This window comes from Idiomarina sp. (genome assembly GCF_019431395.1).
Taxonomy (GTDB): domain Bacteria; phylum Pseudomonadota; class Gammaproteobacteria; order Enterobacterales; family Alteromonadaceae; genus Idiomarina.
This window is the reverse complement of record NZ_CP080268.1, coordinates 2,267,272-2,290,791: the sequence shown is the minus strand read 5'-3', so window position 1 is coordinate 2,290,791 and position 23,520 is coordinate 2,267,272. Positions and strand designations below refer to the sequence as shown.

Below are 23,520 nucleotides of genomic sequence, written 5' to 3'. Positions count from 1 at the left end.
CATGCACGATAATGACTTTACCCACGACACCATTGTTGCCCAGGCTACCCCGCCTGGGCGCGGTGGTGTTGGTATTGTTCGGGTCAGCGGTAAAGCCTGCAAAAACGTTGCAGAAATATTGCTTCGCCAATGTCCTAAACCTCGCAAGGCGGAATACCTGCCATTTTATAATAGCGCCGGTGAATTACTTGACGAAGGTATCGCTATTTACTTCCCGGGTCCTAATTCCTTTACCGGTGAAGATGTCTTAGAACTTCAGGGGCATGGTGGTCCAATTTTGATTGATATGATCATCAAAGCCATTCTGGAAATTCCCGACATACGCCCTGCCCGCCCTGGCGAATTCAGCGAACGAGCATTTCTTAACGACAAGTTAGATTTGACTCAAGCGGAAGCAATTGCAGACCTTATCGATACCAACTCTGAACAAGCAGCTAAAGCGGCACTACAGAGTTTAAAAGGCGAGTTCTCACATAAAATCGACCAACTCGTCGACGCTGTTATCCACTTGCGAATGTACGTTGAGGCCGCTATTGATTTTCCTGACGAAGAAATCGACTTTCTTTCGGATGGTAAAGTTGCCGGCGACTTAACCAACATCATCGAACAATTGTTCCATATAGAACAACAGGCTCGCCAAGGTACTTTAATGCGCGAAGGCATGCGTATTGTCATCGCAGGCCGACCCAATGCGGGTAAGTCCAGCTTACTCAACGCGTTAGCCGGACGCGAATCAGCAATCGTCACAGAAATTGCCGGAACGACGCGCGACGTATTACGCGAACATATCCAAATCGATGGTATGCCATTACATATTATCGATACCGCCGGGCTACGTGAATCTCCCGACCAAGTGGAACAGATCGGTATCGAGCGGGCCTGGGAAGAAATACGCCAAGCCGACCGTGTATTGTTTATGGTTGATAGCCAGGAGACCAATGCTGTCCATCCTGATGATATTTGGCCCGAGTTTTTCGCTCAATTACCCGAAGATATGCCATATACCGTTGTTCGAAATAAGGTCGACTTGACTAAAGAGTCGACAGGCATGGATGAGCATAACGGCATCCCGGTTGTTCATTTATCGGCGAAAACAGGTCATGGCATTGAATTACTGCGCGAGCACCTTAAGCACTGCGTTGGTTATTCGACGAGCGCAGAAGGTAGTTTTATGGCACGGCGTCGTCATTTAGACGCGTTAGCAAAAGCTAAAGATCATTTATTACAAGGCCAGGAACAATTAGAAATGAGTTTAGCCGGAGAGTTATTGGCAGAAGAACTTCGCTTAGCTCAGCAACACCTAAATGAAATAACCGGTGAATTCACGTCTGATGATTTACTCGGTCAAATTTTCGGGTCATTCTGTATCGGGAAGTGAAACGGCCAAAAAGATCGAAAAGCATCCAATCAAATACAAATAACCAATTGTTTTATAAATAAATTTATTCTATTTCTTTGCAGGCCATTTGATCCGTTTTGCCCCCTCTTGCTCCGTGTGTGCTCCGAGTATAAGTTTTCGGAGCACTCGGAGCACAAAAGGAGCAAAACATGAAAATCACTATCCAGAAACGCGAACCAGACAAGAACGGCCACCGTGCCTTGCGACTGGTCTACTACCACGGTTCCAAGACAAGCCAGAACGGTTCTCGGGCGCAGAAGCGCTCGTATGAGCCCCTGAACCTGTTCTTATACGACAAACCTCGACTTCCGGCGGAGCGCGAGCACAACAAGACCGTAAATCAGAAGGCTGAGGCCATCCGGGCAAAACGGCTGCTGGAAATCGAGTCGTCACGACATGGATTGGATGATCGGACCAAGCTTTCTGCCAGCTTCTTCGATTACTTCGACCAGCTGACTGACGAGAAGGCTTCTGGAAGCAAATCCAACCATTCGATCTGGATCTCCACCCGTCACCACCTGCACCGCTACCATGGCTTGTCTGAACTGTCCTTTGAGCAAGTCGATAAGCGATTCCTGGAGGGGTTTCGGCACTACCTTCTGCATGAGGCCACCACCAAATCCGGTACCAAACTGGCCAAGAACACGACCAGCAGTTACTTCAACAAGGTTCGCGCTGCGCTCAACCAGGCCTATCGGGACGGCATTGTCCGCGACAACCCGGTTCAACAGGTCAAGTCCATCAAACCGGAGAACACCAAACGAACGTATTTGACCCTCGAAGAGGTCCGGGCTCTGACCAAAGCCGAGTGCCGGTATGACGTGCTGAGGCGGGCTTTCCTGTTTTCCTGCACTACCGGCCTTCGCTGGTCAGATATCCACAAGCTGGTCTGGGGTGAGATAGAGGAATTCGCCGATGGCCACTACCGCATTATTTTCCGGCAGAAGAAGCTGGTGAATGCCGGAAACTCATTGCAATACCTGGATCTTCCAGATTCAGCGGTGAGACTGTTGAATCTGGAGAATCGCGGAAAGACAGGTGATCGCGTATTCAAGGGTCTCAAGTATGACTCTTATACCAACGTTGCGTTGGCACAATGGGTCATGCGGGCGGGTATCACCAAGAGTGTGACTTTCCATGCCGGTCGGCACACATTTGCAGTGAATCAACTGGCTAGGGGTGTAGATATCTACTCGCTGTCCCGGCTTCTGGGCCATAGTGAGCTGCGAACCACCGAAATCTATGCGGACATACTCGAAACTCGCCGCACAGAGGCCATGAGGAGTTTTCCTGACATATTTGAGGAGACACTGGACGGAGTTGGGGAATGTGCAGCCTAAGTGACGAGAGGGGCTTTCACAGCCCCTCTTTCCTCCTGCCCCACATCAAACACTCCGCCGTCCTGGTCTTCGGTGGCTCACCAGGTGCTGAGCAGCCGACTGCTCGATCTCGTCCGCCGTCGCGATCCGGTTGGACTGGAGCCACTTCAAGATGTCTGCGCGGCGAAAGAAAATCCGGTGACCATTTGGCTTGAAATGAGGGACCTTCTTTTGGGAGGTTAACTGGTACAGGGTGCTTTTCTTCAGCCCAGTGTATTCCGCACACTCCTCAAGGCTCATGATCTCCTTGTCGGCCTCCGGGGCCTTGCTACCATTAATATGGTCCAGAATGATTTTTTTGAGGACCATCATGTCCTGCAATACTCGCTGTAACATCTCTTTTTCTGTCATCGCTCTACCCCTAAACCGCCATAACCAAAGTGGGAAAACTGGGAAATTGGGAACACCGTGTCAGTCCTCATGCTCAATCCTCTCCAGTTCTTCAAGTTGCCGCCTAACTTGGTCAGGCCTGAGCGCGAAAAACCGCTGCAAACCTCCATTGACTCTGGTTTTGTAGGTCCCCCGGGAGCGCTCATTACTCACCAGGCAGTCACGCTGTAACAGCACCTCCACTTCCCTCATGTAATGAGTCGGCAGTCCGAGCCGCTTCAGGAAATGCGATTTATAGATCAACCACAACTCGCGCCCCTCGTGTGAGCGCCGAAAACCAGCTCCCCCCTGGCCACTCGCTTGTTCAATATCACTGAGACTGCGCTCCCAGATTTTTATGGCCCGCTCCAGCGCTTTGAGAAGCCGGAATTCCTCAGAATTTCTGGAGTGGCCTCTATTATCCAGCCAAGCCTTCAAGGTTCGGTGGACGGCTGCCAAGGACTCTTCCTCGCTCCAAGGGAGAATGAAATTCCTACTACCGAGACAAAGTGCCGCCCCTATGAGCGCAAACCGCCTGATGACCCGTTGCACCTGCGATGCCATCTGGTCTCTTGTCCAAATACCGCTTAGGCGACCAATTTCGTGACTCAGGTAGCTGTTCAGCTCGTCATGACGCTCGGTCAGTAAAGAGATCCACTCGCGAATTATGGTGCCGTGGTAGCGCTGACAAGACGATTTCAGCTCGTCCACAAACTGCTGAGGGTGCTTATGACCGTGTAGTTCATCGAACGCCCCATGGGCTCCAAATACAGGAATTTCCACCAGTCGTATCTGCTGGCCTGCGCGTAACGGTTTACCGATCTGTTGAAGTAGCTCAGCAATCCAGACTTCTCCGCTACTCAACACCAGCGTTCGCCAATGGGAGGTTGCAGCCAGCTCGCCGGAAACGTTAGCCCGTAACTTTCCTGATCCGTTCATGATCTGATAGATCGCCGTATCGATGTCTTCTGGGCGAGCCATGCCGATCTCATCTAACGGCAACAACATGTCGTTGTGCTCTGATGAGACTGCCGCTAACCCGTTACTGGTTGAGATCCAACTGCGAACATAGCGGTTTCCCCCATACACGCTAGCCGCCAACTGCAACAAGGTGGTCTTTCCGGTCGACGATGCTCCAACCAAGTGGATGGCGCCATTTTCCATCCCAGCAGACGCAATCAATGGCGCAGCCAGCGCCGTGCCAATACTGAATATTGCTAACGGGTTGCCTCGGCATAGCTGACCGACATAAGTCTGCCAGTCGCTGAGACTTCCAGACTCCTCTAACGTCGCAGAGCCTGATAATTGGCCTACGAAATGGTGCGGCTCGTCAGCGGAGCCGATCGTCCAGTTACTGGTAGCAAATACTCCACCGTGCCAACCCGTTCGATTAACCACTGTCGCCGGTTCGGCCAGAGCCATCTGTTCCAACAGATAGTGCTGAAGCCGGTTCCAGCTTGCTTGGCCGGGCGTAAGTGGATAACCGGTATCAACCAGCATATCCCGCACCTGCCGGGCATTATCGCTGTTGAGATCTCGGGCGTAGATGACCTCGCGTAGCTTCACACCATCGAAATTCTGCCATTCCAGCAACGCTCCATGCCCGTGACGTTTGTCAGTTAATCTGGTGCGAGCCATCACCTGAATCCAGCCACCGATACGTTGCCAGTGGTCACCTGACAATACATAGAGCCCATCTTCTTGAAGTTTGTATTGCATCAGCTCCGCCCCCTCACAGCTTGTCCAGCCAGGCTTTTACATCCTGATAGCGAAAGCGAACGGCTCGGCCATTGGGGTTTGGCTTCACTGGTGCCGGGAACCGACCCTGTTTTACATAGCGGCGCAATGTTGCCTGTGATGTTTTCAGAACAGTGCAGACTTCTTCATAGGTCAGCAAGCGCTCAGTCGAGGTATTTGATTGTTTCTTCATGACTACTCCAGTCGGGTTGTGAATCGTTCGGAGCAATCATCGGAAATATTCGTCTTGGGGGAGAACCGCGGAATTGCCCATAAAGGGCGCAAAGGCGAGGCCGGCTAATAAGCCATTGATTATTAAAAGATAAAAATCACAAGAAACCAGAAAAAGAACGTCATAATCGCAAAATTAGGGCTTACATGAGTGGATTTTGTGCATTTAATGATCAAGTTAGCTGCATGACTTTCACATGTGAAAGTCATTTTCCGGTCTCAGAATCATATTTTGATTCACTGATGGCTGTACGAGTTCGAACCACACATTCTTCTTTAAAAAAGGCCTTTGTGAGGCCGTTTCGAGCTAGGCTGAATAGCACCAGGTGCTCGCTAACCCAAATAGCCTCATGAAGGCCCTTTCAGAGGCCCATTTACGCCATATCAGTAAACGTCGAGTCTGGAAAACATCAACAAGTGCTCAGCGAGTCTTTTTTGAGGCGCTTAAGACGCACCAGCCGAAGAAGCACTGGCAGGGAGGTTACTGACTGAAAGCCCATCGATTCCATCTGATTTGGAAAACTCACACACTGGGATTCCGACGACAACTTATCCAGATTAATAGCGTATGTGCTGCTCATATCTCCAAGAGGCGCCCTCTTAAACGCATGGAAAGAGCCGGGAATTATCCAAATCAGATAGGTATGTGAAGCGATTGGAAAGTCCTCCAGGAGACTCGCCGATCATTGTTGGATATCTCTCAGTCAGCCTAATCTGTCCCTCGCTCGAGGTTCCGCACATCTTGGTCCACTCACCTCGTTTAGAAATCGAGCAAGTTACACATCACCCACTCGGTCTCGCAGGATATTTTCCAGTATATCTTTGGCTTCCATGGCTGCGTTTCGGTTCCCCTGAACATGAGCCATGGATATAGCCCCTTCCTTGAGCAAAACAATCAGGTTTGTGAACTCGATTGTTAATCCCATTGATAGAGACAATTCGTGGACATGCCGTCTAATCAATGCCGTCATATCGGCTTTGTGTCCTGCACAAGCCTGATGGATGGCATTGTCTCGATCACCAAATTCAGCACAGGCATTAATGAAGAAACAACCATTGAAGTGGTCGATCTCCGGCACACGATCATGAAACCAATCATCCAGGGCGTTAAATAACTCCAAGATAGCAGCCTTGCCTGCAGGGACCTGTTCCAGCCGTGATGTCAGCCAAGCCCTGTAATTGCGGTCACGGTAATGGACCGTGGCTTCTATCAGATGCTCTTTACTGGGAAAGTGATGGTAAAGCGTTTTCTTGGCTATGCCGGATTCTGCCAGTACAAGATTCACACCCACAGCATGGATGCCCCGGGTGTAGAACAATTGAAAGGCTGTACGAACCAGCTGTTCTTGCTTGTCCATAAATACAGAAACTCAGTTAGACCAGACACTCGCATATTGACATAGGTAGACAATACTGTCTACCCTGTGTAGACCAATCTGTCTACTGAGGATTTTCTGATGTATCAACGCCTGACCACCTCGCGATATTTTGTTCCTCTGCTGGCCGGCCTGGGAGCCATGCTGTGTATTACCACCCTCGGAAGCCTGGGCATCGCTTTTCAGTCTTCTGTCTGGTTGATGGCGCCCTTTGGTGCAACGATGGTAATCCTGTTCGGGTTGCCGGAAAGCCCGCTGGCACAGCCAAGAAACATCATCGTTGGTCATTTATTAACGACCGCAATTGGCCTTCTTGTGGCTACCTTTGTGGGAGTTATACCTTGGTCTATGGGGCTGGCGGTAGGGCTAGCTGTATGCCTGATGTTGTTGACCAAAACAACGCACCCACCGGCTGGAGCCAATCCGTTAGTTGTTATGGTGGCCGGTGAACACTGGGATTTTTTGCTCATGCCTGTGGGGGCAGGTGCCGTTCTCATTGTGGTATTTGGGGTGCTGTATCACCGGCTTATTTCCGGGCATCGCTATCCGACGCACTGGTTGTAATTCTGTTTTCCACGCTTGACACCCAGTTGTTCCTTTTGTAGAACGTTCTATAAATAGAACGGGAGGAGAATGGAACAATTGGATCAGATCTCACTAGAAACGCTCGGGCGACACCTACAAGCTTTGCGTGTTGCCCGCGGATGGTCGCTTTCCGGGTTAGCTGCGGCAGCCGGTGTTGCCAAGTCGAACCTTTCACGCCTGGAACAGGGCAATGGGAATCCGACCTTGGATACCATCTGGCGACTGGCGGTTCAGCTCAATGTCCCCTTCGGCAACCTGGTTGCCCCTATCCGTGTACCGGTTGGTGAGGAAGGGGTGCAGGTCCGGCTTGTGGATCAGGGGGGAGACAATCCCCGGGTAGACGCCTACTGGATGTCCTGTGCCCCCAACACGACGCGTATGGCGGAGGGGCATACGCCAGGGACGGTGGAGTCCGTTACCGTTATCAGTGGTCAACTGGAAGTCGGTGTCACTGGCCACAGCCAGCATTTGCGGGCTGGCGAGAGCCACACCTTCGATGCTGATCAGCCACACTTATATCGTACCCGGGAAGCCTGGGCCACGTTACTGGTCACCATCGTGTATCAAAAAGAAGGTGAGGGATCATGAGTGATCAGGCAATCAGCGCGGGCGGGCGCGCTTGGGTAAGAGGGGTACGGGATGCGATTCCGCTGCTCGGGGGCTACATTCCGGTGGCGATTTCGTTTGGCCTGATCGCCAATCAGGCCGGTTTCAGCAGCTGGGAAGCCATCATCATCTCCCTGGTTATCTATGCGGGTGCTTCCCAGTTCCTGTTTGTTGGCATGGTGGCCTCGGGAGCTCCCTTGTGGCTTGTGGTGGTGATGACGCTGCTGATCAATGCCCGGCATCTGGTTTATGCCCCGAACCTGGCCCCCTGGCTCACCGGAAATCGGTGGTGGTTCTGGTTGATGCACGGGCTGACGGATCAGGTCTTCGCGTTGGCGCACACCCGCCTGCCGGCGTTGCCGTCATCGGAACGCCTGGGGTGGTTCACTGGCGCCATGCTGTTGGCCTGGTTCAGTTGGGTAGGGGGCACGGCCCTGGGAGCTTTCGCGGGGCAGGAGCTGACCGGGCGCTGGCCATTGCTGAATGACGTTATGCCCTTTGCGCTACCGGCTCTGTTCGTGGTGCTGCTGGCCCCGAGATTCACTTCCTCGTTATGGGCTGCAGCGCTGGGGTGTGCCATTGTCGTAGCGTTGTTGTTTGCGGCTAATGGCCTGCCCAATATGGCGATACCGGTTGCGGCGCTTCTGGGCGCTGCGGTGTTCTTTGTGATGCAATCCAATACACGGGCGGAGGTTTAACGCATGGCTGGTGAACTGTGGGTTGCGGTGATGGTTGCCGCAGCGGGTACATTGTTGATGCGTCTGTTGCCACTGGTGTGGATGCAGAGGCGTTTGGCCCGGGAAGACAGCCAGGGCGCTACAGCGGCCATGCCCAGGTGGCTCGGAGTGCTCGGCCCGGTGATGATCGCGGCCATGCTGGGGGCTTCGCTGGTTCCCGCAGCCGGCACCCTGAATGCCTGGGTTGCAACGGCTGTTGGGGGGTGCGTAACCCTGCTGGTCTGGTGGAAAACAAAGTCCCTGGGATGGCCGGTCGTTTGGGGCGTTGTGGCGTTTGGTGTGGTGCGGTTTCTCAATTTCGTTGTGATTTAACTGATCAAGGATCGGAGTGAATATGAGTACTCATACTTCCAGCCAGAAGATAACAACCTCTAAGATTCAGGCCATGAAAGGACGAGGTAACATTGTTTGCCTCACGGAATACATGAAGCCCATGGCAGAACTCATGGATCCTTTTGTCGATCTGATCATCGTGGGGGATTCCACGGGGATGGTGGCCTACGGATAAGATTCTACATTGCCCGTTACGCTGGATATGATGATTAACCATGGTGGGGCGGTGGTGCGGTGGTGCGTGGCAGCCAGAAAGCCTGCGTCGTTGTTGATATGCCCTATGGTACGTATCAAAAAAGGGGTATACGGATTTAATGGTTGATGGGGCACCTTCACCCCATCAATCTGATACCACCCTCAGATGGTTGATAGATCGACTCCGTAGTTGAGTTCCTCTGCGAAGTCCGGCAGTCCGTAACCGATGGTTTTCTTGTAGAAAGGAGAGACCTTCGCAGTCGGTGCCTTCTTCTTGTGCTTCGTGGTGTAGAGCATTCGTGCCCGCATCACCTCGAAGGAGTAACCGCGCCCTTCACGGTTCTTGTCCTTGGCCAGTCGGTTGATGGACTCCGTGTAACCCGGCTTATTCATGAGGTCGGTCTGAAAACGAAGATGGCGAGTGGTTTTCTCTTGTAGAATCAGGATGTTCCTGCCAGAACACGATTCAAGAGGACCACTCGCCATGGGTGAAAGCCTATCCACCTGGACGCCCTCATGCAACGGCTCTGTCCGTGTTGAGCTGAGCGGCCAGCGCACTACCAGCGACAGCGGCGCTCTGCTGTTGCGTGAGGCCCTCGACAACAGCGGCGTGATTGAGGCGCTGGAAGACAATCTGGTCGATCGACGCCACCCGCTGCGCATCCTTCATTCGCTGGCCAGCCAGTTGCGTACCCTGGTGCTGCAGCGTGCGATGGGCTGGATCGACCTCAGCGATACCGACACGCTGCGCCGTGATCCGCTCTGGCAGCTGGCCTGCAGCGATGCGCGCGGGACAACGCCCCTGGCCCAGGACCGGCCCTCTCAAGCCACGCTGTCGCGGCTGCTGACCTGCCTCGGGCGCTGCGACAATATCGATGCCGTGCACGAAGGCCTGCTGCGACTGGTGATCTGGCGCCTGACCGCGCTGAAGAACGGCGAGCGCCCCAAGCAGCTGACGCTGGACATCGACGGCCTGCCGATCGAGGTCCACGGCCACCAGGGCGGCTCGGCCTATCATGGCCTGTACGGCGCGCGGATCTATTCACCGCTGGTCGCCTCGCTGGCAGAAACCGGCGACATGGTGGGCGGCCTGCTGCGCGAGGGCAACGCCGGCCCGGCCGAGAACGCCGACACCTGGATCCCGCATCTGGTGCGGCGACTCAACGAGAGCACCGGCGCCCAGGTTCGGGTGCGCATCGACGCCGGTTTCACCGACAACGCGACGCTGGCGGCCCTGGAAGAGCGTGACATCGAGTACCTGGGCCGGCTGCGCAGTCACACCGGTCTGCAGAAGCTGGCGGCACCGCACCTGAAGCGGCCACCCGGCCGGCCACCCGAGCAGCCTCGCGAGTGGTGCCACGATCTGGAGTATCAAGCGGGCTCTTGGTCGGCACCGCGTCGCGTCGTGCTGGTGGTGCAGGAACGCCCCGATGACCTGCTGCTGCATGCCTTCTTCCTGGTCACCAACCTCGGAAAGTTCGACTGGCCGCCGGAGAAGGTCCTGGCGCTCTACCGCAAGCGCGGCAGCGCCGAGGCGCACATGGGCGAGGTGAAGTCGGCGCTCGACGTGCACCTCTCGTCGACCGATCGCGGCGCCTCCACCGTTCAGGACGTGATGGCACGCAACGAGGTGAGCCTGCTGCTCAGCCTCTACGCCTACCAGGTCCTGCATGGCCTGCGCTGCCTGCTGGAGCGGCAGACCCGGCAAGGCTGGAGCCTCAGCCGGATGCGCGAGCAGGTGCTGAAGGTCGCCGCCACGCTGAGGCTGCACGCTCGGCGAATCACCGTTCATCTGGGTGCCGCCGCCGACAAGTGGTGGCCGACGCTGCTGAAGGGGCTGCCGAAGCTGACCGCACTGAGCTGACGCTCCTGCGAGACCACCACAGCATCAGAAAGCGAGCGACCGGAGCGGCGGTAGGCGATCACGGCTGCTTGGACGGCCGCCATTGATTCCAAAGAGCTATAAGTAAGTAGGAAAAGGGCTGCGTTCTGGCATTACTCAACAGCCACTCGCGCTGAAGAGGCGAATCCTGATAAGCAATGCCAACAGCCAGTACCTTCAGACCGCTCAATCAGCGCCCTCGTGAATAAGGCGGGTTCAGCCCGAATTGGAAACATGCTGTTGTGTCACGCCGTGTTAGGTATCTATCTTCACAGGTATGTATAAGCCTGCTACCGTTGGCACATGTACACTCGCATCACGCGCTCCGGTGGCCGGAGCTATCTGCAGATCGTCGAAGGCTTCCGAACCGAAGCTGGCGTGCGTCAGCGCGTGATTGCCAATCTCGGGCGTGTGGACCATCTGGACGACAAGAAGCTGGATCCGTTGATCCATGGCTTGCAACGCGCGCTCGGGCGAGTGCCTGCTGCCGCGCCGGTACCGCAGTACGATTCGGCGCTGGCCTTTGGTGACGTCTATGCCTTGAACGAACTCTGGGCGAGCCTGGGGTTTGGCGAGGTCATCCGCCGAGCGTTGCGCTCCTCACGGCGCGCCTTCGATGCAGAGGCACTGGTGCGGGCCATGGTGTTCAACCGCTTGTGTGCGGCGGACTCAAAGCTGGGGTGTCTGGACTGGCTGGAGACGGTGTCGATTCCGGGCATGCCGCGCCAGGTCACGCACGACCAGTTGTTACGCACGATGGATGCGCTGATGGAGCGCGCCGATGCGGTGGAGGCTCGCATCGGCGCACAACTGCGACCGATGCTCGATCAACAGTTGTCGGTGGTGTTCTACGACCTGACCACAATCCGTATTCACGGCGAGGGCAAGGTCGTCGGTGATCTGCGCGCCTTCGGCATGAACAAGGAAACCGGCGGCATCGCCCGGCAATGCGTGCTTGGCGTAGTGCAATCGGCCGAGGGTTTGCCGCTGATGCATACCGTCCACGCGGGCAATGTGTCGGAGACCAAAACACTGAAGGCCATGCTGGCCTGCGTGCTCGAACGCTTTGCGATCGAGCGGGTGATTGTGGTGGCGGACCGTGGCCTGCTGAGCCTCGACAATGTGGCTGAATTGAGCGCGCTGGCGACGCAGACTCAGCGCCAACTGCAATTCATCTTGGCCGTACCGGCGCGGCGCTACCGCGAGCTTGGCGGCACACTGGAGGCGCTGAGCTTCGATCATGATCAGGCGAGTCTGGCTGAAGGCGAATTTGCTGGCCATCGGCTGGTGGTTGCCCACGATCCCGTGCGTGCTGCCGAGCAGTCGGAGAAACGTCGCGAGAAAATCGCCGAGCTCGAGGCTTTCGCTGAAAAGCTGGTGATCAAGCTCGACACGCAAGACAAGGGCGAGACTGCGCGTGGCCGCAAAGCCAGTGATCGCGGCGCCTACAGCCGCTTCCAAAGTGCCGTGGCCGATGCCGAGTTGACGCGCTATATCCAGGCCGACTACCGCGCCGACCTTTTCAGCTACGAGCTCAACGAGGCTGCGATCCAAGATGCCGAACGCTTCGACGGCAAGCTCGCGCTACTGACCAACGTCAGTGACTTGAGCGCCGAGCAGATCGTCAGCCGTTACAAGAGCCTTGCCGACATTGAGCGGGGTTTCCGGGTGCTCAAGAGTGATATCGAAATCGCCCCGGTATTCCATCGCCTGCCGGATCGCATCCGTGCACACGCACTGATCTGCTTTCTGGCACTGGTGCTCTATCGCGTCATGCGCATGCGCCTCAAGGACCACGGCAGCACGCACAGCCCGAAGACCACTCTTGAACTGCTACGCAGACTGCAAAAGCACCGAGTCCAGCTCGGCAACCAACATCTCACCGGCACCGGCACCCCCACCCCGCAGCAACTCGAATTGTTCGCCGCCCTCGGGATAGAAAAACCCGCCTGATCAGCCATGTTGTGTCATTTTCGCTTGTCTCAGCGAAAACAAATCAATCACTTATGTGATTAACTGCGGAACTTGGGTATCCCGTCTCAACGCTGGTTTTGACCTGGTTATACACAGCCCGCATCAGGTACTGAGAAGCGATATTGCGGAAGGACTCGTCGTTCATCAGGCGTATGAAGATGTCCTCGTTGCCGTCCATGCGCTCTACAAACAAGTTCTCAAGCTGCTTGTTAAATACTGGCTCGAAGTTCTCCAGGCTGTTAGCCATGACGGCCTGACGAAGCTGTTCGTTGGCAACGGCGGTTTCCTTCACCTGATCGAAGAACAGCTGGTCCGCCGGGGTAAACTCTGTACCAAATCGCTCATTGAGCTTGTCGACCAGTGTCGATAACTGCACCTCTTCCTCTGCCTGGCCGGTACCGACCTCGGTCGGGCCATAGAGGGCTTCCGGCTCGCCTACTTTCAGGTCGATGGCGCCTTCACTGATTTTCTGAAGTCGGTAGTACTTCAGCTCTACCTCGTCATCAACCTGCACCGTGCGCGTATCGGTGGTGTAAGGCAGCTTGGTGAGCAGGAAGCGGGAATAGGTGTACAGCTTCTCGTGGTCCGAGTCCTGATAAGGAATAATCTGGGCAACGAAGCCGTACAGGTTACGGAAGCTGACCAATTGCCCCTTGAACAGGGCTTGGTCTTCCTCGCTCAATTTCTTGAAACGCTCGACAGCCAGGTCAATCAGACTGTTCAGCTTCTTGTGTTCGCCGCCCGTCGGGTTCAGTCGGTTGCGGAACCAGATCTCGCACCACGCGCTCACCTCACCCTCCGTAAAAATCTGCCAGGTGGACAGGGTGTGGGCCAGGTTATTGAGCTGCTGAGGGTCGGTATCCTCTTCCTTGGTGGTCACCTCGTAATAGGGTTTGAACGCCTTGTAGATTTCATCCGGCTCATTCACGAAGTCGAGGACAAAGGTATCTGTCTTGCCCCTAGCCGTTCGGTTAAGCCGTGACAGCGTTTGCACCGCCTGAATGCCTGACAGCTTCTTATCCACATACATGCTATGAAGCAGTGGCTGGTCAAAGCCGGTTTGGTATTTTTCAGCGACCAGTAACACCTGATATTCCTCGGTGTTGAATTTATCCGGTAGCTCAGACTCCTTGATGCCCTCGTTCATACCGACTTCGGTAAATGTCTTGTCAGCATATTCCTTGAGAGCGATTTCTCCCGAGAAGGCTACAAGGGACTTCACATCGGTATAGCCTTTAGATTTGATGTACTTGTCGAAGCCCAGCTTGTAGCGCACCGCATGTTCACGAGAGCTGGTCACTACCATGGCCTTTGCCCGGCCACCGATCTTGTGGCGGGTATGGGTGCGGAAGTGCTCAACGATCACCTCAACCTTCTGTGCTATCTCATGGTCGTGGAAGGAAACAAAGCGAGCCAACGCCCGCGCTGCCTTGCGGCGCGGCACTTCAGGGTCATCCTCCACCTTCTGGATCAGCTTGTAATAACGCTTGTAGCAGGTGTAGTGGGCCAAAACGTCATGGATAAAACCCTCTTCAATGGCCTGCCGCATACTGTAGTGATGGAACGGAGCTTCGCCGTTTCGTCCCGGCTCGTTGAACACGGCCATGGTCTTGAACTTGGGGGTAGCTGTGAACGCAAAAAAGCTCAGGTTAGGCTGTTTAGCACGTTTGAGCTGCTCACGGATGAGCTCCTTTTTAGCCTCTTCGCTAAGGCTTTCGTCCTCCATGTCCAGTAATTGCTCAGCAATGGCTGATTCGATGCCATCCTTGTTCAGGATCTTCCGCAGCTCCATAGCCGTTTCGCCACTCTGCGAGCTGTGAGCCTCATCAACAATCACCGCGAAGCGTTTGCCTTCCGTCGAAATTGAAATGCCTTTGCCTTTCTGCTCCAGCGTGCGGATGGCCTGACTGATGAAGGGGAACTTCTGGATAGTCGAGATGATGATTGGCACCCCGTCAGCCAGCGCCTTGGCCAGTTGCTGAGTATTCTCGTCGATCTTCTGGACGACGCCCAACTTGTGCTCGAACTGGAAGATGGTGTTCTGCAATTGCTGGTCGAGTACCCGGCGGTCAGTAATCACCACCACGGAATGGAATACCTTCTCGTTGTTAGCATCGTGCAGACTGGACAAACGATGAGCCAACCAGGCAATAGAGTTGGATTTACCGGAACCCGCAGAGTGCTGTACCAGATAGTTATGGCCGGAGCCCTTGGATTTTGCGTGCTGGGTCAGAGACCTTACGGCATCCAGCTGGTGGTACCGTGGGAAGATCAATGTTTCCTTGCGGTGGCGCTTGATTCCCTTTTCGGTTACGACTGTTTTCTCTTCTACCTGAAGGTGCAGAAAACGGGCGAGGATATCCATAAGGCTGTCCCGCTCCAGCACCTCTTCCCAGAGGTAGGCGGTACGAACATCACCTTTCATCGGCGGGTTGCCAGCGCCGTGATTAAAACCCCGGTTGAAAGGCAGGAAAAAGGTATCCTTACCCTCCAGGTGGGTCGTCATAAACGCTTGCTCGGTATCTACTGCAAAATGCACCAGGCAGCGATTTTTGAAGGCGAATAGCGGGTCTTTGGGGTTCCGCTCGAAGCGGTATTGAGACTTGGCATTTTCTACCGTCCATCCAGTCGCCGACATGGCATTTTTCAGCTCCAATGTGGCAACTGGGAGACCATTCACAGCCAGCACCATGTCAGGAATTGCGCCCGTCTTGGTATGTACCTGACGAACCACGCTAAGCCTGTTCGCGGTGTAGCGTTCAGCCGCGCCGGAATCAATACTGGTATTGGGAGCAAAATAAGCCAGCTTCACCGACTTGCCGACGCATTTGAAACCCTCACGCAGCACGGTCAGGGCACCTTTTGCGGCCAGTTCCTTGGTTAGGGCATCCAGCAGCATGCTCTCGGCCTTGCTCGCATCCAGGTTGTTCAACCGCTCCCAGATCTTGGGTTGTGTCTTCTGCACAAAGCTCACGACATCCGCCGGGAACAAGGCTATTTCAGCATCGAAACTGGTGGGATCCCCCTTTTGATAGCCACCCTGGGTGATCAGCGCCTGCTCTATGGCGTTCTCAAAGTCGATTTCTTTGTGCATGTTGTTATCCTGTTACTCTTGTTCTGGCTACACGGCAGCTTTAACTTACCCTTTCTCTAAGTTAAAGGTAACCAAATTACTTTAACTTAAAAACAGCTTAAGGTAAGGATCGAATACATAGCTTCGCCAGCGCTGTTGCCCTGTCATCTCGACCAAAATACCTTTTCCCATCAATGCTTTAATAAGCGCGTTAGCCGTGGGGGTGGTGATATCCAAGGCAGTTTCAAGCTGCTTTGCGTTCACGATTGGCTGACGGTACAGCACGTTCAACGCTTCGCGAGCCAGTGGGGCGCGTTTTCCCAAACCCAACACGTCCTGCTCCACCTTCGCACGCAGAGCCAGGATCTCCCGGAACAGGTCTCGTCCACGAGTCGCCGTCTCCGCCACACCATTGAGGAAGAACCGTAGCCAATGGATGACATTATTATTGGTCCGTACCTGCATCAGCGCGTCGTAGTAACTGGCACGATTGCGTTCAAAAAAGTCCGACAGATATAGCGACGGCTTATTCAGCAATCCATGGCTGACCAGGTAAAGCGGAATGAGCAACCGGCCGATACGGCCATTACCATCCAGAAACGGGTGGATAGTTTCAAACTGGTAGTGGCTCAGGCCGATACGGACCAGGTGCGGTACCTGAATCTGATCGTTGTGCCAGAACAACTCCAGGTCCCCCATCATGGCTACGACACCATCATGGTGAGGCGGGATGAAACTCGCATCAGCGAGGCTGGAACCACCGATCCAATTCTGACTGCTACGGAACTCCCCGGGTAATTTATGCTCACCGCGCACCCCCTGCATTAAGAGTTCGTGGGTGTGCTTGAGCAAGCGGTTAGACAGCGGTGTGCTAGCCAACTGGGAAATAGCCGAGTTCACAGCCTCGATGTAATTGCGAACTTCCTGCCAGTCATCGCGTTTTTCCGGAGAAATCTGCTCGGCCGGCAGCAACGCTTCATCAATGGCGGTCTGTGTACCCTCAATACGGCTGGAGCTTTGTGCTTCCTTGACCACGTGCATCTGAATAAACAGGTCGATATCCGGCACAATCAGGGAGAAGGCATTCAGCTCACCGAGCGCTCTGTTGGCTTTCTCCAGCAGCACGTTGATAGAAGCATCTTCCCACACCCAGTCATGGTTAATGGGTTCCGGCTCGAAGCTCTTGTACTGATAGCGCTGTTGCCAATGGCCTGCTTTAAAGTCTTCCAGCTTCATGAATTGGCCTCCCAAACCATTTTGCTGACCTCAGCAAAATGGTCGCCGGTCCAAATCAAAATCGGGTTGAAGACCATGACGAGGGAATGCTCGCAATGGTGGAGACAAGGTTCAGCCATGGGCAACCTCCCTTTGCTCAGTGGTTGTGGGTATGCAGAAGTCCCGCACGTCGATTTTGCCGGTGACGGCGTTGGTGATCAGGGCAGAGCGGTATTCCTGAAGCTTGGTGATTGCGGCCGTAACCGTGCTCACCATTTTGTCAATCCTTGAAGAAATTCTGCCCACCTCACTAACAATTTCGTCTTGCTCCACACGCGGAGGTACCGGCAAAACCATATTTTTCAAAAGATCGGTGCGTAACACTTTCGTACCGTGTGCGGATTCTTCGACGATGCTGAGCACCAAGCTCTGTATACCTCGCAAGAGGACCGCTAGATATTCGGGGTTCATCGTTGTTTCCAGAACTTTCATATCCTGGTTTACAGTTACGGGCACTTCATTCACGGCTACAGGGAAGGTGTGCGCAAGAATCATGCCCCTGACAACAATAAGAACTTTGCCTGGCGGGTAAAGACGAAGCGTTGTTTCGTTGAGCGCGTCTTCAGTAAGCGTGTCGATTGAGCTTGATAGCCGCTCACTTTTCATATCCTTTGGGCTGACCCATGGAATGTCACCTCCCCAATATCTTGGTTCGGATGTTCTTGGAGTAAGCCCCCCGCTCATGGTCATAAGAAATCTAAGTCGCTTCGTTTCCCAGTGCCGTGGAATCTCACCGAGCCAGGCGACGTCAGATTTTTTCATGGGAACAGCATCATTAAGGCCTTTGGTAACGGCCTGACTAATTAAAGAGCCACGCTGCTCAGCCAGCTTGTCCAAAAGAGACTGCTTTTTGGCAATCAGTGCATCAATCTGCGCAGTTTTATGGTCAAGAAACTGAGCAATAGCTTTCTGCTCATGTGAAGGCGGCCATGCCCAATATATCTTTAGAACATCGCTAGGGTTTACACGTTGGTGACTACGTGTAACCGATTGAACCATGCTCGATAAAAGCTTGTTAACTTTATCTGACCCCCAAACATAGTAGGAGTAATCAAGGTGAGTTTTCCCAGCAATCAATGGCACAAACTCAGATGAAGCAACAACGGTGTATTGATCGTCGGGTGCTGCTATGCACAGCGTTGACTTTCTGGGATTCAATTTAGAAACAAGAAGTTGTTGCTCTGAAATTAGAAGCTTTGCCGAGTCAATTCGATCACCGTCTTCCAGTTTCCCGGTCCCGAACTCTTGCACGTTTGGTATGGAGTAATGAATAAGCTCCAATCCATTCAAAGATTCGGCCGACACTTGTCGTCTATTGGTTTGAACTAAGAAATCAGCCCGCATAATATTCCAATGCGTGGGGATACTTCCTATCCAGCTATTTGGAGACTTTTTATATTCCGGATATCTTTCGTAGGTGCTCATTAAAGTACCTCCGAAAGCATATCGACAATTTCTCTCTCCAATTGACTTATTTCACTGGCGATTTCGTCCAATGGACGAGGCTGTTCATACGCATAGAAATGGCGATTCAGCGGAATCTCGTAACCAACCTTGGTTTTACTGTGGTCAATCCAGGCATCCGGCACATGGGGCAATACCTCAGCAGCCAAATAGGTCTCGCAATGGTCCTTTACCAACGCAAGCAGCTTGTCATGCCCGGTTTCGTTGTCGTATTTCAGCGGCAAGGGCAGGCTGATATCGTCGGGCAGAGTTACATTTTCGGTATCGCGCAACTCCGGATCTGGCTCTGGGTTGCCCTTCTTGTCACGGCAAATGTTAGCCTCTGGGTCCCGCTCTGACAGCGCCGCCAATATCGCCTTCTTCACCGGAGCACCTACCTTGAGGTCGGCCTTCTTAAAAGCCTTATTCAAAACGGCTTCGAATTCGTCCCGGTTCTGATAAAGAATGTTGCCATCCAGCTCTTCTAGCAGGTCTTTAATGGCATCTTGAGTCTGTTTGCCCGCCTCAATTTCTGCCTGATAGGCCGTTTGGTCCTTACGCTTTTTACTGGTGGCCAGATTGGCAAAGGCCCGCTGATCGTCGAGTCGAGCAACTCTCTGGGGACTGACCTGGAAATTCAGCCTTAGAGGGCGTTCCACTGTGATTTTCAGATAGCCAAACTCGTGGTTATCAAAGATCTTGCTGACGGTACGGGTTTCGGTTCCTGTCGGTCTTGATGATCCTTTGGTATGTACCGGCGCTGCGGAAGTCGCGTCATGCTGATGTTCGGCGTAGAGGCGAACCAGCTCGCGGATATGCTCCTCGGCCAACTCATTTCGCTTGTTACCCAGGCTTTTGTCCATCTTTTTGTAATGGCGGGTGCCGTCGATCAACTGCACTTTGCCACGGCGGTGTTCGGGCTTACGGTTACTGACAATCCAGACGTAGGTGTAGATGCCGGTGTTGTAGAACATCTGGTCTGGCAGGGCCACAATGGCATCGAGCAGGTCGTTTTCGATAATCCAGCGGCGAATATTGCTTTCACCACTTCCGGCATCACCGGTGAATAACGGGGAGCCGTTGAAAACCACGGCAATTTTCGAGCCGTCACCACCTTCGCTGTTATTATCAAGAGGAAGCCCATCCACCAGTTTCGGCGGGTTGTGCATCTTGGAAATCATGTGTTGCAGGAATAGTAGCGAGCCATCATTGATTCGGGGCAGACCCGCACCAAAGCGCCCGGAAAAGCCCTGGTCGTCGTACTCTTCACGAACGAAATCTTCTTCCGGCTTCCATTCAACCCCAAAAGGCGGGTTGGAAAGCATGTAGTGGAATTTCTTCTCCGGGTGGCCATCGTGCGGTACGAAGCCGTTGTTTTTGTTCTTGGCGTCTTTCACGCCCAGCGTGTCCCCATAGATGAGATTATCGATGGGTTCGTCTTTGATCAGGAGGTCTGAGCAACAAATGGCGTAGGATTCCGGGTTGTACTCCTGGCCAAACAACTCGATGTGGGCATCAGGGTTCAACCCTTCATGGTTACCGTCACCGCAAATGTACTTTTCAGCTTCCGAGAGCATGCCACCGGTACCGGCTGTGGGGTCGTAGATACTCCGGTAAATGCCTGGCGCGAAGATGCCTTCCTCATCGGTAAACAACAACTGCACCATCAGCCGGATGACTTCACGGGGGGTAAAGTGGTCCCCGGCTTCTTCGTTGGCCTGTTCGTTAAACTTTCTGACCAGCTCTTCAAACAGATAGCCCATTTGCAGGTTGCTGATGGTCTTGGGTGATAGGTCAATTTCGTTGCTACAGAACTCTTTGAGAATCAAGAAAAGGCGGTTGGCCTCATCCAGCTTGGCGATTTCCGCCTCGAAATCGAACTTGTCAAAGATGTCCCGCGCGCGGGGTGAGAAACCCTGGATGTAGGCAATCATGTTGCCCGCAATGTTCGGCGGATCAGCCAGCAGCTTATCGAAAGTGAAGCCGCTGGTATTGAACAGTTCCTGTTTGCGGCCACTGGTGGCAATGCGTGAAAGCGCCTTTTCCAGTGCAGGGCCGGTTATGCCGCGGGCTTCCAGGCGTTCCTTCTCAGCCAGTACCTTTTTCTGGTTTTCCGCCAATACCAGGTCAAACCGACGCAGGACGATCATTGGTAGCATTACCCGCCGGTACTGGGGTGGCCGATACGGGCCTCGCAGTTTGTTAGCGATGTTCCAGATGAAGCCGACAAGGTTTTGATGATGGTTTTGTTGCATGCTGTTCTCGCTATTTAATATCTGTTGTTAACTACTTGGCGCTGCCTCGTCACCGGTGCCGGCATAGCCAGGTGCCAGGACAGCGTTAGCGCAGTGTTCAAGAATGTTGTGGTTACGCAGCCACAGGTGATATTCCTGCTCTGGCAACCGATGATCGGGGCTACAGTCCACGTTCCAATGGCGTAGCAGGTAGCCAGCACGAGCGGCACGGATGCTGATCTGTCGGACCGGCTGGTTGTTCTGCCGGGACATATTCGTCACTTGCATGCCATAGTCCAGCGCAATAGCCTCCGGGTGGCTGTGATACGGGTGCGGGATGAGCTCTAAGGTCAGTTGCTCGTTCCATTCGGAATCCGACGTTTGATGCTCATGCTCTGCGATATCCGCTTTGTCGATAATCACGCTGGTGATGCGATTGCAGACAAAATCTCGGAATGCACCTCGTTTCCGGCAGTAGCCGCGCATGTGCCAACGCTGGCCGTTGTTGACGATGCTGTGCGGCACAACCACACGCTCGTTAGCGCCTGAACTGAGGGACTGGTAGGTTATCCGCACAGCCTGTTGTTGGCTGATGGCCCGGCTCACTGTCGCCAGCACATCCTGTGGTGGCGCGATCAAATCTGGTGCATCCTCACAGAAACCAGACTGGCCAGGCGTCACCGATAGCCCGTCGCCAAAGCCGTGAGCCAGGGTTTTCAAGGCGGCATGGGGCTCATGGTGGAACAGAGGCTGATAGTTGTCGGTACGGTAGTAGCGCTTGTTTTCGTGACGGAGGATCAGGTTCTCGTGGGCTAGCTCACGGTAGAGAGTGAAGTCCCGGGTGCTGGAGGCGACTGCGGTGCCGAAGTGCGCCATTAGCTCACTTCGGCCCACTGAGCCGTGGTATTGCAGGCAAAAATCAATGAACGCCAAGCGCTCGCGCTGGGCGTGTGAGTGATTTTCGAGCTTTAAGGCGGCGTTTCCCGGCACGTTCGCACCTTTTTTGACTAAATATGGTTAGCCACCTTATTACACAAACCTATATCATGCAATCATTTTGATTTGTCCTATAGAACTTTCACATGTGAAAGATTTGGCTCCTTTCCAGATGGAAAAATGGGTGCATAAAGCCCGCCGAAAGGGGACGGGCCTGAATGGTTTTTTGTTTAGGATTCCGGGGGCTGAAGGCCATCGAAGTGCGCCTCCAAACTGTCCAACTGCTTCAGGTTTGCCCTGACGAGACGGCGCATGTTAGTGAGGTTTGCATTCATGATACGCACTATCTCAAACCCGGCTTCGGTCTCCTCAATGATCGGCCTTTCCCAGTCGTGAGCGCGGTTAAACGCCGGTTTTGAATACCGGTGTTTCAGGGCTCGGCGGATGTGCTCACTGAAAACCGCATGCCCTTTACCGTTTTTCACTCTTACGAAGGTGTTGTAGTACCAATGCATCTCCAAGCTGCCGTGCAGCATTCTCACCCGGCAGCCGTGATGGCCAGGGTAGCCTCTCGTTTCCTTGGTTCGATGAGCCTCATTATGTGCCCAAAAATGGTCTGACAGTCGCTGAGCGAGGTAGCGTAGGCGTGCTCTCTCCATATCCAGGCTTTTGGATAGCGATTGTAGATACTGTCTGCATTGATCAAGCGCCATTCGGCGCCCCTGGTGATGGTCAAACTCCCCGGCGCGCGCCACCTCATGCCACTTATCGGTGATTTCCTGAATGGTTTTGGGTTTGCTCATGAGCATTCTCCTGTTGGTTGATGTTCAAGAGAAATGCTACTGGCCGCAGAGACAAACCCACGGGTCTGTAATTTGCCAATTTGGGCAAAAGTAGCCGTTTACCCCCAGATTATCTGGAATTTTTATCGACCTGGCGGCGTGCTTTAAACTTCCGGTTGAGAAATGCTTCCAGCTTGTCAGCATTCAGGTATGTGATGCCGCAGATCGCCAGGATAACGGCGACAAAGCCTAGGAAAGCAATGAGTGTGACGGACATATCGATCATGTGAGTTCTCCTTTTTTCGTTCTGTGATTGCAAATAGCAGCCTATGCTGCATCTGACTGCTTTTGTTCCTTTGCGACAGAGGCAATCAGATGGCGCGAACAACCCAGGATGTCCTGGATTTCGCTATAGCTATGGCCGGTGCGCAGTAAACTGGCGATGTGTTGTCGCCTCTTCAGATCGGGTTGACGCCCCTGATACTTACCCTCGCTGCGGGCCTTGTTGATTCCCTGGTTCTGGCGTCGACGCCTATCCTCGTAATCTTTGCGAGCTACCGCTGCCAACATGTCGAGCATCATGCTGTTGACAGCCTGCAAGATAGAGTCGGTAAAGCCGGTGTTGTCTTTCTTGTCCAGTGCCAGCCAACTCGTTGGTAACTCGGGCGAAACAATCGCCAATCGCTTGGCTGCCAGCCTCTGCTTCAGCGTATCCCAGTCCTGCTGTTTCAGGCGGGCAAGCCGGTCTATCTGTTCTACTAGCACAATGTCACCTTCACCAGATTCGGCAATCAGTCGCATCAGTTCGGGGCGATGCAATGTGGCACCGGAGACGTTCTCGGTATAAAAGGCAGCAATGCGCTGACCGTGTTGCTCGGCAAACTGGATTAGCGATGATTTGGCCCGATCGGCATTTTGTTCCTGGGTCGATGCTCTCAAATAGGCGCGTATAAACATTAAGGCCTCCTCAGTCT

The 23,520-nt window shown here is 53.8% G+C and carries 21 protein-coding genes and 2 pseudogenes; 10 read left to right on the top strand and 13 right to left on the bottom strand.

The genetic code is table 11. The features are described 5' to 3' along the window. The first annotated feature begins 1 nt into the window (after position 1). Together mnmE and KZ771_RS11065 are read left to right on the top strand one after the other, a co-directional pair. Positions 2–1,378 carry a tRNA uridine-5-carboxymethylaminomethyl(34) synthesis GTPase MnmE gene (gene mnmE, locus KZ771_RS11070; RefSeq protein WP_290573349.1) on the top strand — a complete coding sequence of 459 codons (1,377 nt, stop codon included), beginning with the start codon at positions 2–4 and terminating at the stop codon, positions 1,376–1,378. 170 nt (positions 1,379–1,548) lie between these two features. Further along, on the top strand, positions 1,549–2,739 hold the full coding sequence (locus tag KZ771_RS11065) for a site-specific integrase (RefSeq protein ID WP_290653492.1): 1,191 nt from the start codon (positions 1,549–1,551) through the stop codon (positions 2,737–2,739). Positions 2,740–2,784: 45 nt separating this feature from the next. Here KZ771_RS11065 and KZ771_RS11060 read toward each other — a convergent pair whose 3' ends face one another. From KZ771_RS11060 to KZ771_RS11045, 4 genes are all read right to left on the bottom strand, one after another. Continuing rightward, positions 2,785–3,129: a helix-turn-helix domain-containing protein gene (locus KZ771_RS11060; protein WP_290653490.1), complete on the bottom strand. Its 345-nt coding sequence runs from the start codon at positions 3,127–3,129 to the stop codon at positions 2,785–2,787. Between the two features lie 60 nt (positions 3,130–3,189). Beyond that, a complete protein-coding gene (locus KZ771_RS11055) occupies positions 3,190–4,869 on the bottom strand; it encodes a DUF927 domain-containing protein (protein ID WP_365996744.1) in 1,680 nt (559 codons plus the stop codon). A 10-nt stretch (positions 4,870–4,879) separates the two neighbouring features. Beyond that, on the bottom strand, positions 4,880–5,077 hold the full coding sequence (locus KZ771_RS11050) for a helix-turn-helix domain-containing protein (protein ID WP_289117571.1): 198 nt from the start codon (positions 5,075–5,077) through the stop codon (positions 4,880–4,882). Between the two features lie 814 nt (positions 5,078–5,891). Next, on the bottom strand, positions 5,892–6,473 hold the full coding sequence (locus KZ771_RS11045) for a TetR/AcrR family transcriptional regulator (RefSeq protein WP_290653486.1): 582 nt from the start codon (positions 6,471–6,473) through the stop codon (positions 5,892–5,894). A gap of 99 nt (positions 6,474–6,572) precedes the next feature. Between KZ771_RS11045 and KZ771_RS11040 the strand changes: the two genes are divergently transcribed. The 6 genes and pseudogenes from KZ771_RS11040 (at position 6,573) to KZ771_RS11015 (ending at position 8,927) form a co-directional block, all read left to right on the top strand. Next, a complete protein-coding gene (locus KZ771_RS11040) occupies positions 6,573–7,055 on the top strand; it encodes an HPP family protein (RefSeq protein ID WP_290653484.1) in 483 nt (160 codons plus the stop codon). A 69-nt stretch (positions 7,056–7,124) separates the two neighbouring features. Next, positions 7,125–7,325: pseudogene (locus KZ771_RS11035) on the top strand (helix-turn-helix transcriptional regulator); the annotation flags it as partial. Between the two features lie 60 nt (positions 7,326–7,385). After that, the gene (locus tag KZ771_RS11030; RefSeq protein WP_290654847.1) at positions 7,386–7,664 is read left to right on the top strand and encodes a cupin domain-containing protein; all 279 of its coding nucleotides are present in this window, start codon (positions 7,386–7,388) and stop codon (positions 7,662–7,664) included. Further along, positions 7,661–8,380 (top strand): AzlC family ABC transporter permease, encoded by a 720-nt coding sequence (locus KZ771_RS11025; RefSeq protein ID WP_290653482.1) that lies wholly within the window; start codon positions 7,661–7,663, stop codon positions 8,378–8,380. The genes KZ771_RS11030 and KZ771_RS11025 overlap by 4 nt, the downstream gene beginning before the upstream one ends. Positions 8,381–8,383: 3 nt before the next feature. Beyond that, complete coding sequence (locus KZ771_RS11020; RefSeq protein ID WP_290653481.1) at positions 8,384–8,731, top strand: AzlD domain-containing protein; 348 nt, start codon at positions 8,384–8,386, stop codon at positions 8,729–8,731. Positions 8,732–8,753: 22 nt separating this feature from the next. Next, the gene (locus KZ771_RS11015) at positions 8,754–8,927 is read left to right on the top strand and encodes a 3-methyl-2-oxobutanoate hydroxymethyltransferase (protein WP_365996484.1); all 174 of its coding nucleotides are present in this window, start codon (positions 8,754–8,756) and stop codon (positions 8,925–8,927) included. 182 nt (positions 8,928–9,109) lie between these two features. On the opposite strand, the pseudogene KZ771_RS11010 reads toward KZ771_RS11015, so the two are convergent. Beyond that, positions 9,110–9,325: pseudogene (locus tag KZ771_RS11010) on the bottom strand (ISL3 family transposase); the annotation flags it as partial. 67 nt (positions 9,326–9,392) lie between these two features. On the opposite strand from KZ771_RS11010, the gene KZ771_RS11005 reads away from it, so the two are divergent. Continuing rightward, entirely contained in the window at positions 9,393–10,811 is a 1,419-nt protein-coding gene (locus KZ771_RS11005) for an IS1380 family transposase (RefSeq protein ID WP_290653480.1), read from the top strand. 321 nt (positions 10,812–11,132) lie between these two features. Further along, positions 11,133–12,782, top strand: coding sequence for an IS1634 family transposase (locus KZ771_RS11000; RefSeq protein WP_290653479.1), 1,650 nt, complete (start codon positions 11,133–11,135; stop codon positions 12,780–12,782). Between the two features lie 43 nt (positions 12,783–12,825). Here KZ771_RS11000 and KZ771_RS10995 read toward each other — a convergent pair whose 3' ends face one another. From KZ771_RS10995 to KZ771_RS10960, 8 genes are all read right to left on the bottom strand, one after another. Continuing rightward, positions 12,826–15,897, bottom strand: coding sequence for a type I restriction endonuclease (locus KZ771_RS10995; RefSeq protein ID WP_290653478.1), 3,072 nt, complete (start codon positions 15,895–15,897; stop codon positions 12,826–12,828). A gap of 81 nt (positions 15,898–15,978) precedes the next feature. Beyond that, positions 15,979–17,112: a Fic family protein gene (locus tag KZ771_RS10990; protein WP_290653477.1), complete on the bottom strand. Its 1,134-nt coding sequence runs from the start codon at positions 17,110–17,112 to the stop codon at positions 15,979–15,981. 111 nt (positions 17,113–17,223) lie between these two features. Further along, positions 17,224–18,576 (bottom strand): restriction endonuclease subunit S, encoded by a 1,353-nt coding sequence (locus KZ771_RS10985; RefSeq protein ID WP_290653476.1) that lies wholly within the window; start codon positions 18,574–18,576, stop codon positions 17,224–17,226. Beyond that, complete coding sequence (locus KZ771_RS10980; RefSeq protein WP_290653475.1) at positions 18,576–20,849, bottom strand: class I SAM-dependent DNA methyltransferase; 2,274 nt, start codon at positions 20,847–20,849, stop codon at positions 18,576–18,578. The genes KZ771_RS10985 and KZ771_RS10980 overlap by 1 nt, the downstream gene beginning before the upstream one ends. A 27-nt stretch (positions 20,850–20,876) precedes the next feature. Next, positions 20,877–21,818 (bottom strand): WYL domain-containing protein, encoded by a 942-nt coding sequence (locus tag KZ771_RS10975; protein ID WP_290653474.1) that lies wholly within the window; start codon positions 21,816–21,818, stop codon positions 20,877–20,879. Positions 21,819–21,994: 176 nt separating this feature from the next. Then, a complete protein-coding gene (gene mobI / locus KZ771_RS10970; RefSeq protein WP_290653473.1) occupies positions 21,995–22,567 on the bottom strand; it encodes a conjugative transfer protein MobI(A/C) in 573 nt (190 codons plus the stop codon). 109 nt (positions 22,568–22,676) lie between these two features. Then, a complete protein-coding gene (locus KZ771_RS10965; RefSeq protein WP_008929699.1) occupies positions 22,677–22,832 on the bottom strand; it encodes a hypothetical protein in 156 nt (51 codons plus the stop codon). 41 nt (positions 22,833–22,873) lie between these two features. Beyond that, the gene (locus KZ771_RS10960) at positions 22,874–23,503 is read right to left on the bottom strand and encodes a recombinase family protein (protein ID WP_290653472.1); all 630 of its coding nucleotides are present in this window, start codon (positions 23,501–23,503) and stop codon (positions 22,874–22,876) included. Positions 23,504–23,520 lie beyond the last annotated feature (17 nt).

Excerpts from the sequence above, each read along its gene's own strand:
- KZ771_RS11000 (WP_290653479.1), top strand. The coding sequence starts at position 11,133 with ATGTACACTCGCATCACGCGCTCCGGTGGCCGGAGCTATCTGCAGATC.
- KZ771_RS11060 (WP_290653490.1), bottom strand. The coding sequence starts at position 3,129 with ATGACAGAAAAAGAGATGTTACAGCGAGTATTGCAGGACATGATGGTC.
- KZ771_RS11005 (WP_290653480.1), top strand. The coding sequence starts at position 9,393 with ATGTTCCTGCCAGAACACGATTCAAGAGGACCACTCGCCATGGGTGAA.
- KZ771_RS11015 (WP_365996484.1), top strand. The coding sequence starts at position 8,754 with ATGAGTACTCATACTTCCAGCCAGAAGATAACAACCTCTAAGATTCAG.
- KZ771_RS10965 (WP_008929699.1), bottom strand. The coding sequence starts at position 22,832 with ATGATCGATATGTCCGTCACACTCATTGCTTTCCTAGGCTTTGTCGCC.
- KZ771_RS11040 (WP_290653484.1), top strand. The coding sequence starts at position 6,573 with ATGTATCAACGCCTGACCACCTCGCGATATTTTGTTCCTCTGCTGGCC.
- KZ771_RS10990 (WP_290653477.1), bottom strand. The coding sequence starts at position 17,112 with ATGAAGCTGGAAGACTTTAAAGCAGGCCATTGGCAACAGCGCTATCAG.
- mobI (WP_290653473.1), bottom strand. The coding sequence starts at position 22,567 with ATGAGCAAACCCAAAACCATTCAGGAAATCACCGATAAGTGGCATGAG.
- KZ771_RS11045 (WP_290653486.1), bottom strand. The coding sequence starts at position 6,473 with ATGGACAAGCAAGAACAGCTGGTTCGTACAGCCTTTCAATTGTTCTAC.
- KZ771_RS10980 (WP_290653475.1), bottom strand. The coding sequence starts at position 20,849 with ATGCAACAAAACCATCATCAAAACCTTGTCGGCTTCATCTGGAACATC.
- KZ771_RS11025 (WP_290653482.1), top strand. The coding sequence starts at position 7,661 with ATGAGTGATCAGGCAATCAGCGCGGGCGGGCGCGCTTGGGTAAGAGGG.
- KZ771_RS11065 (WP_290653492.1), top strand. The coding sequence starts at position 1,549 with ATGAAAATCACTATCCAGAAACGCGAACCAGACAAGAACGGCCACCGT.
- KZ771_RS10985 (WP_290653476.1), bottom strand. The coding sequence starts at position 18,576 with ATGAGCACCTACGAAAGATATCCGGAATATAAAAAGTCTCCAAATAGC.
- KZ771_RS10960 (WP_290653472.1), bottom strand. The coding sequence starts at position 23,503 with ATGTTTATACGCGCCTATTTGAGAGCATCGACCCAGGAACAAAATGCC.
- mnmE (WP_290573349.1), top strand. The coding sequence starts at position 2 with ATGCACGATAATGACTTTACCCACGACACCATTGTTGCCCAGGCTACC.
- KZ771_RS10995 (WP_290653478.1), bottom strand. The coding sequence starts at position 15,897 with ATGCACAAAGAAATCGACTTTGAGAACGCCATAGAGCAGGCGCTGATC.
- KZ771_RS11050 (WP_289117571.1), bottom strand. The coding sequence starts at position 5,077 with ATGAAGAAACAATCAAATACCTCGACTGAGCGCTTGCTGACCTATGAA.
- KZ771_RS11020 (WP_290653481.1), top strand. The coding sequence starts at position 8,384 with ATGGCTGGTGAACTGTGGGTTGCGGTGATGGTTGCCGCAGCGGGTACA.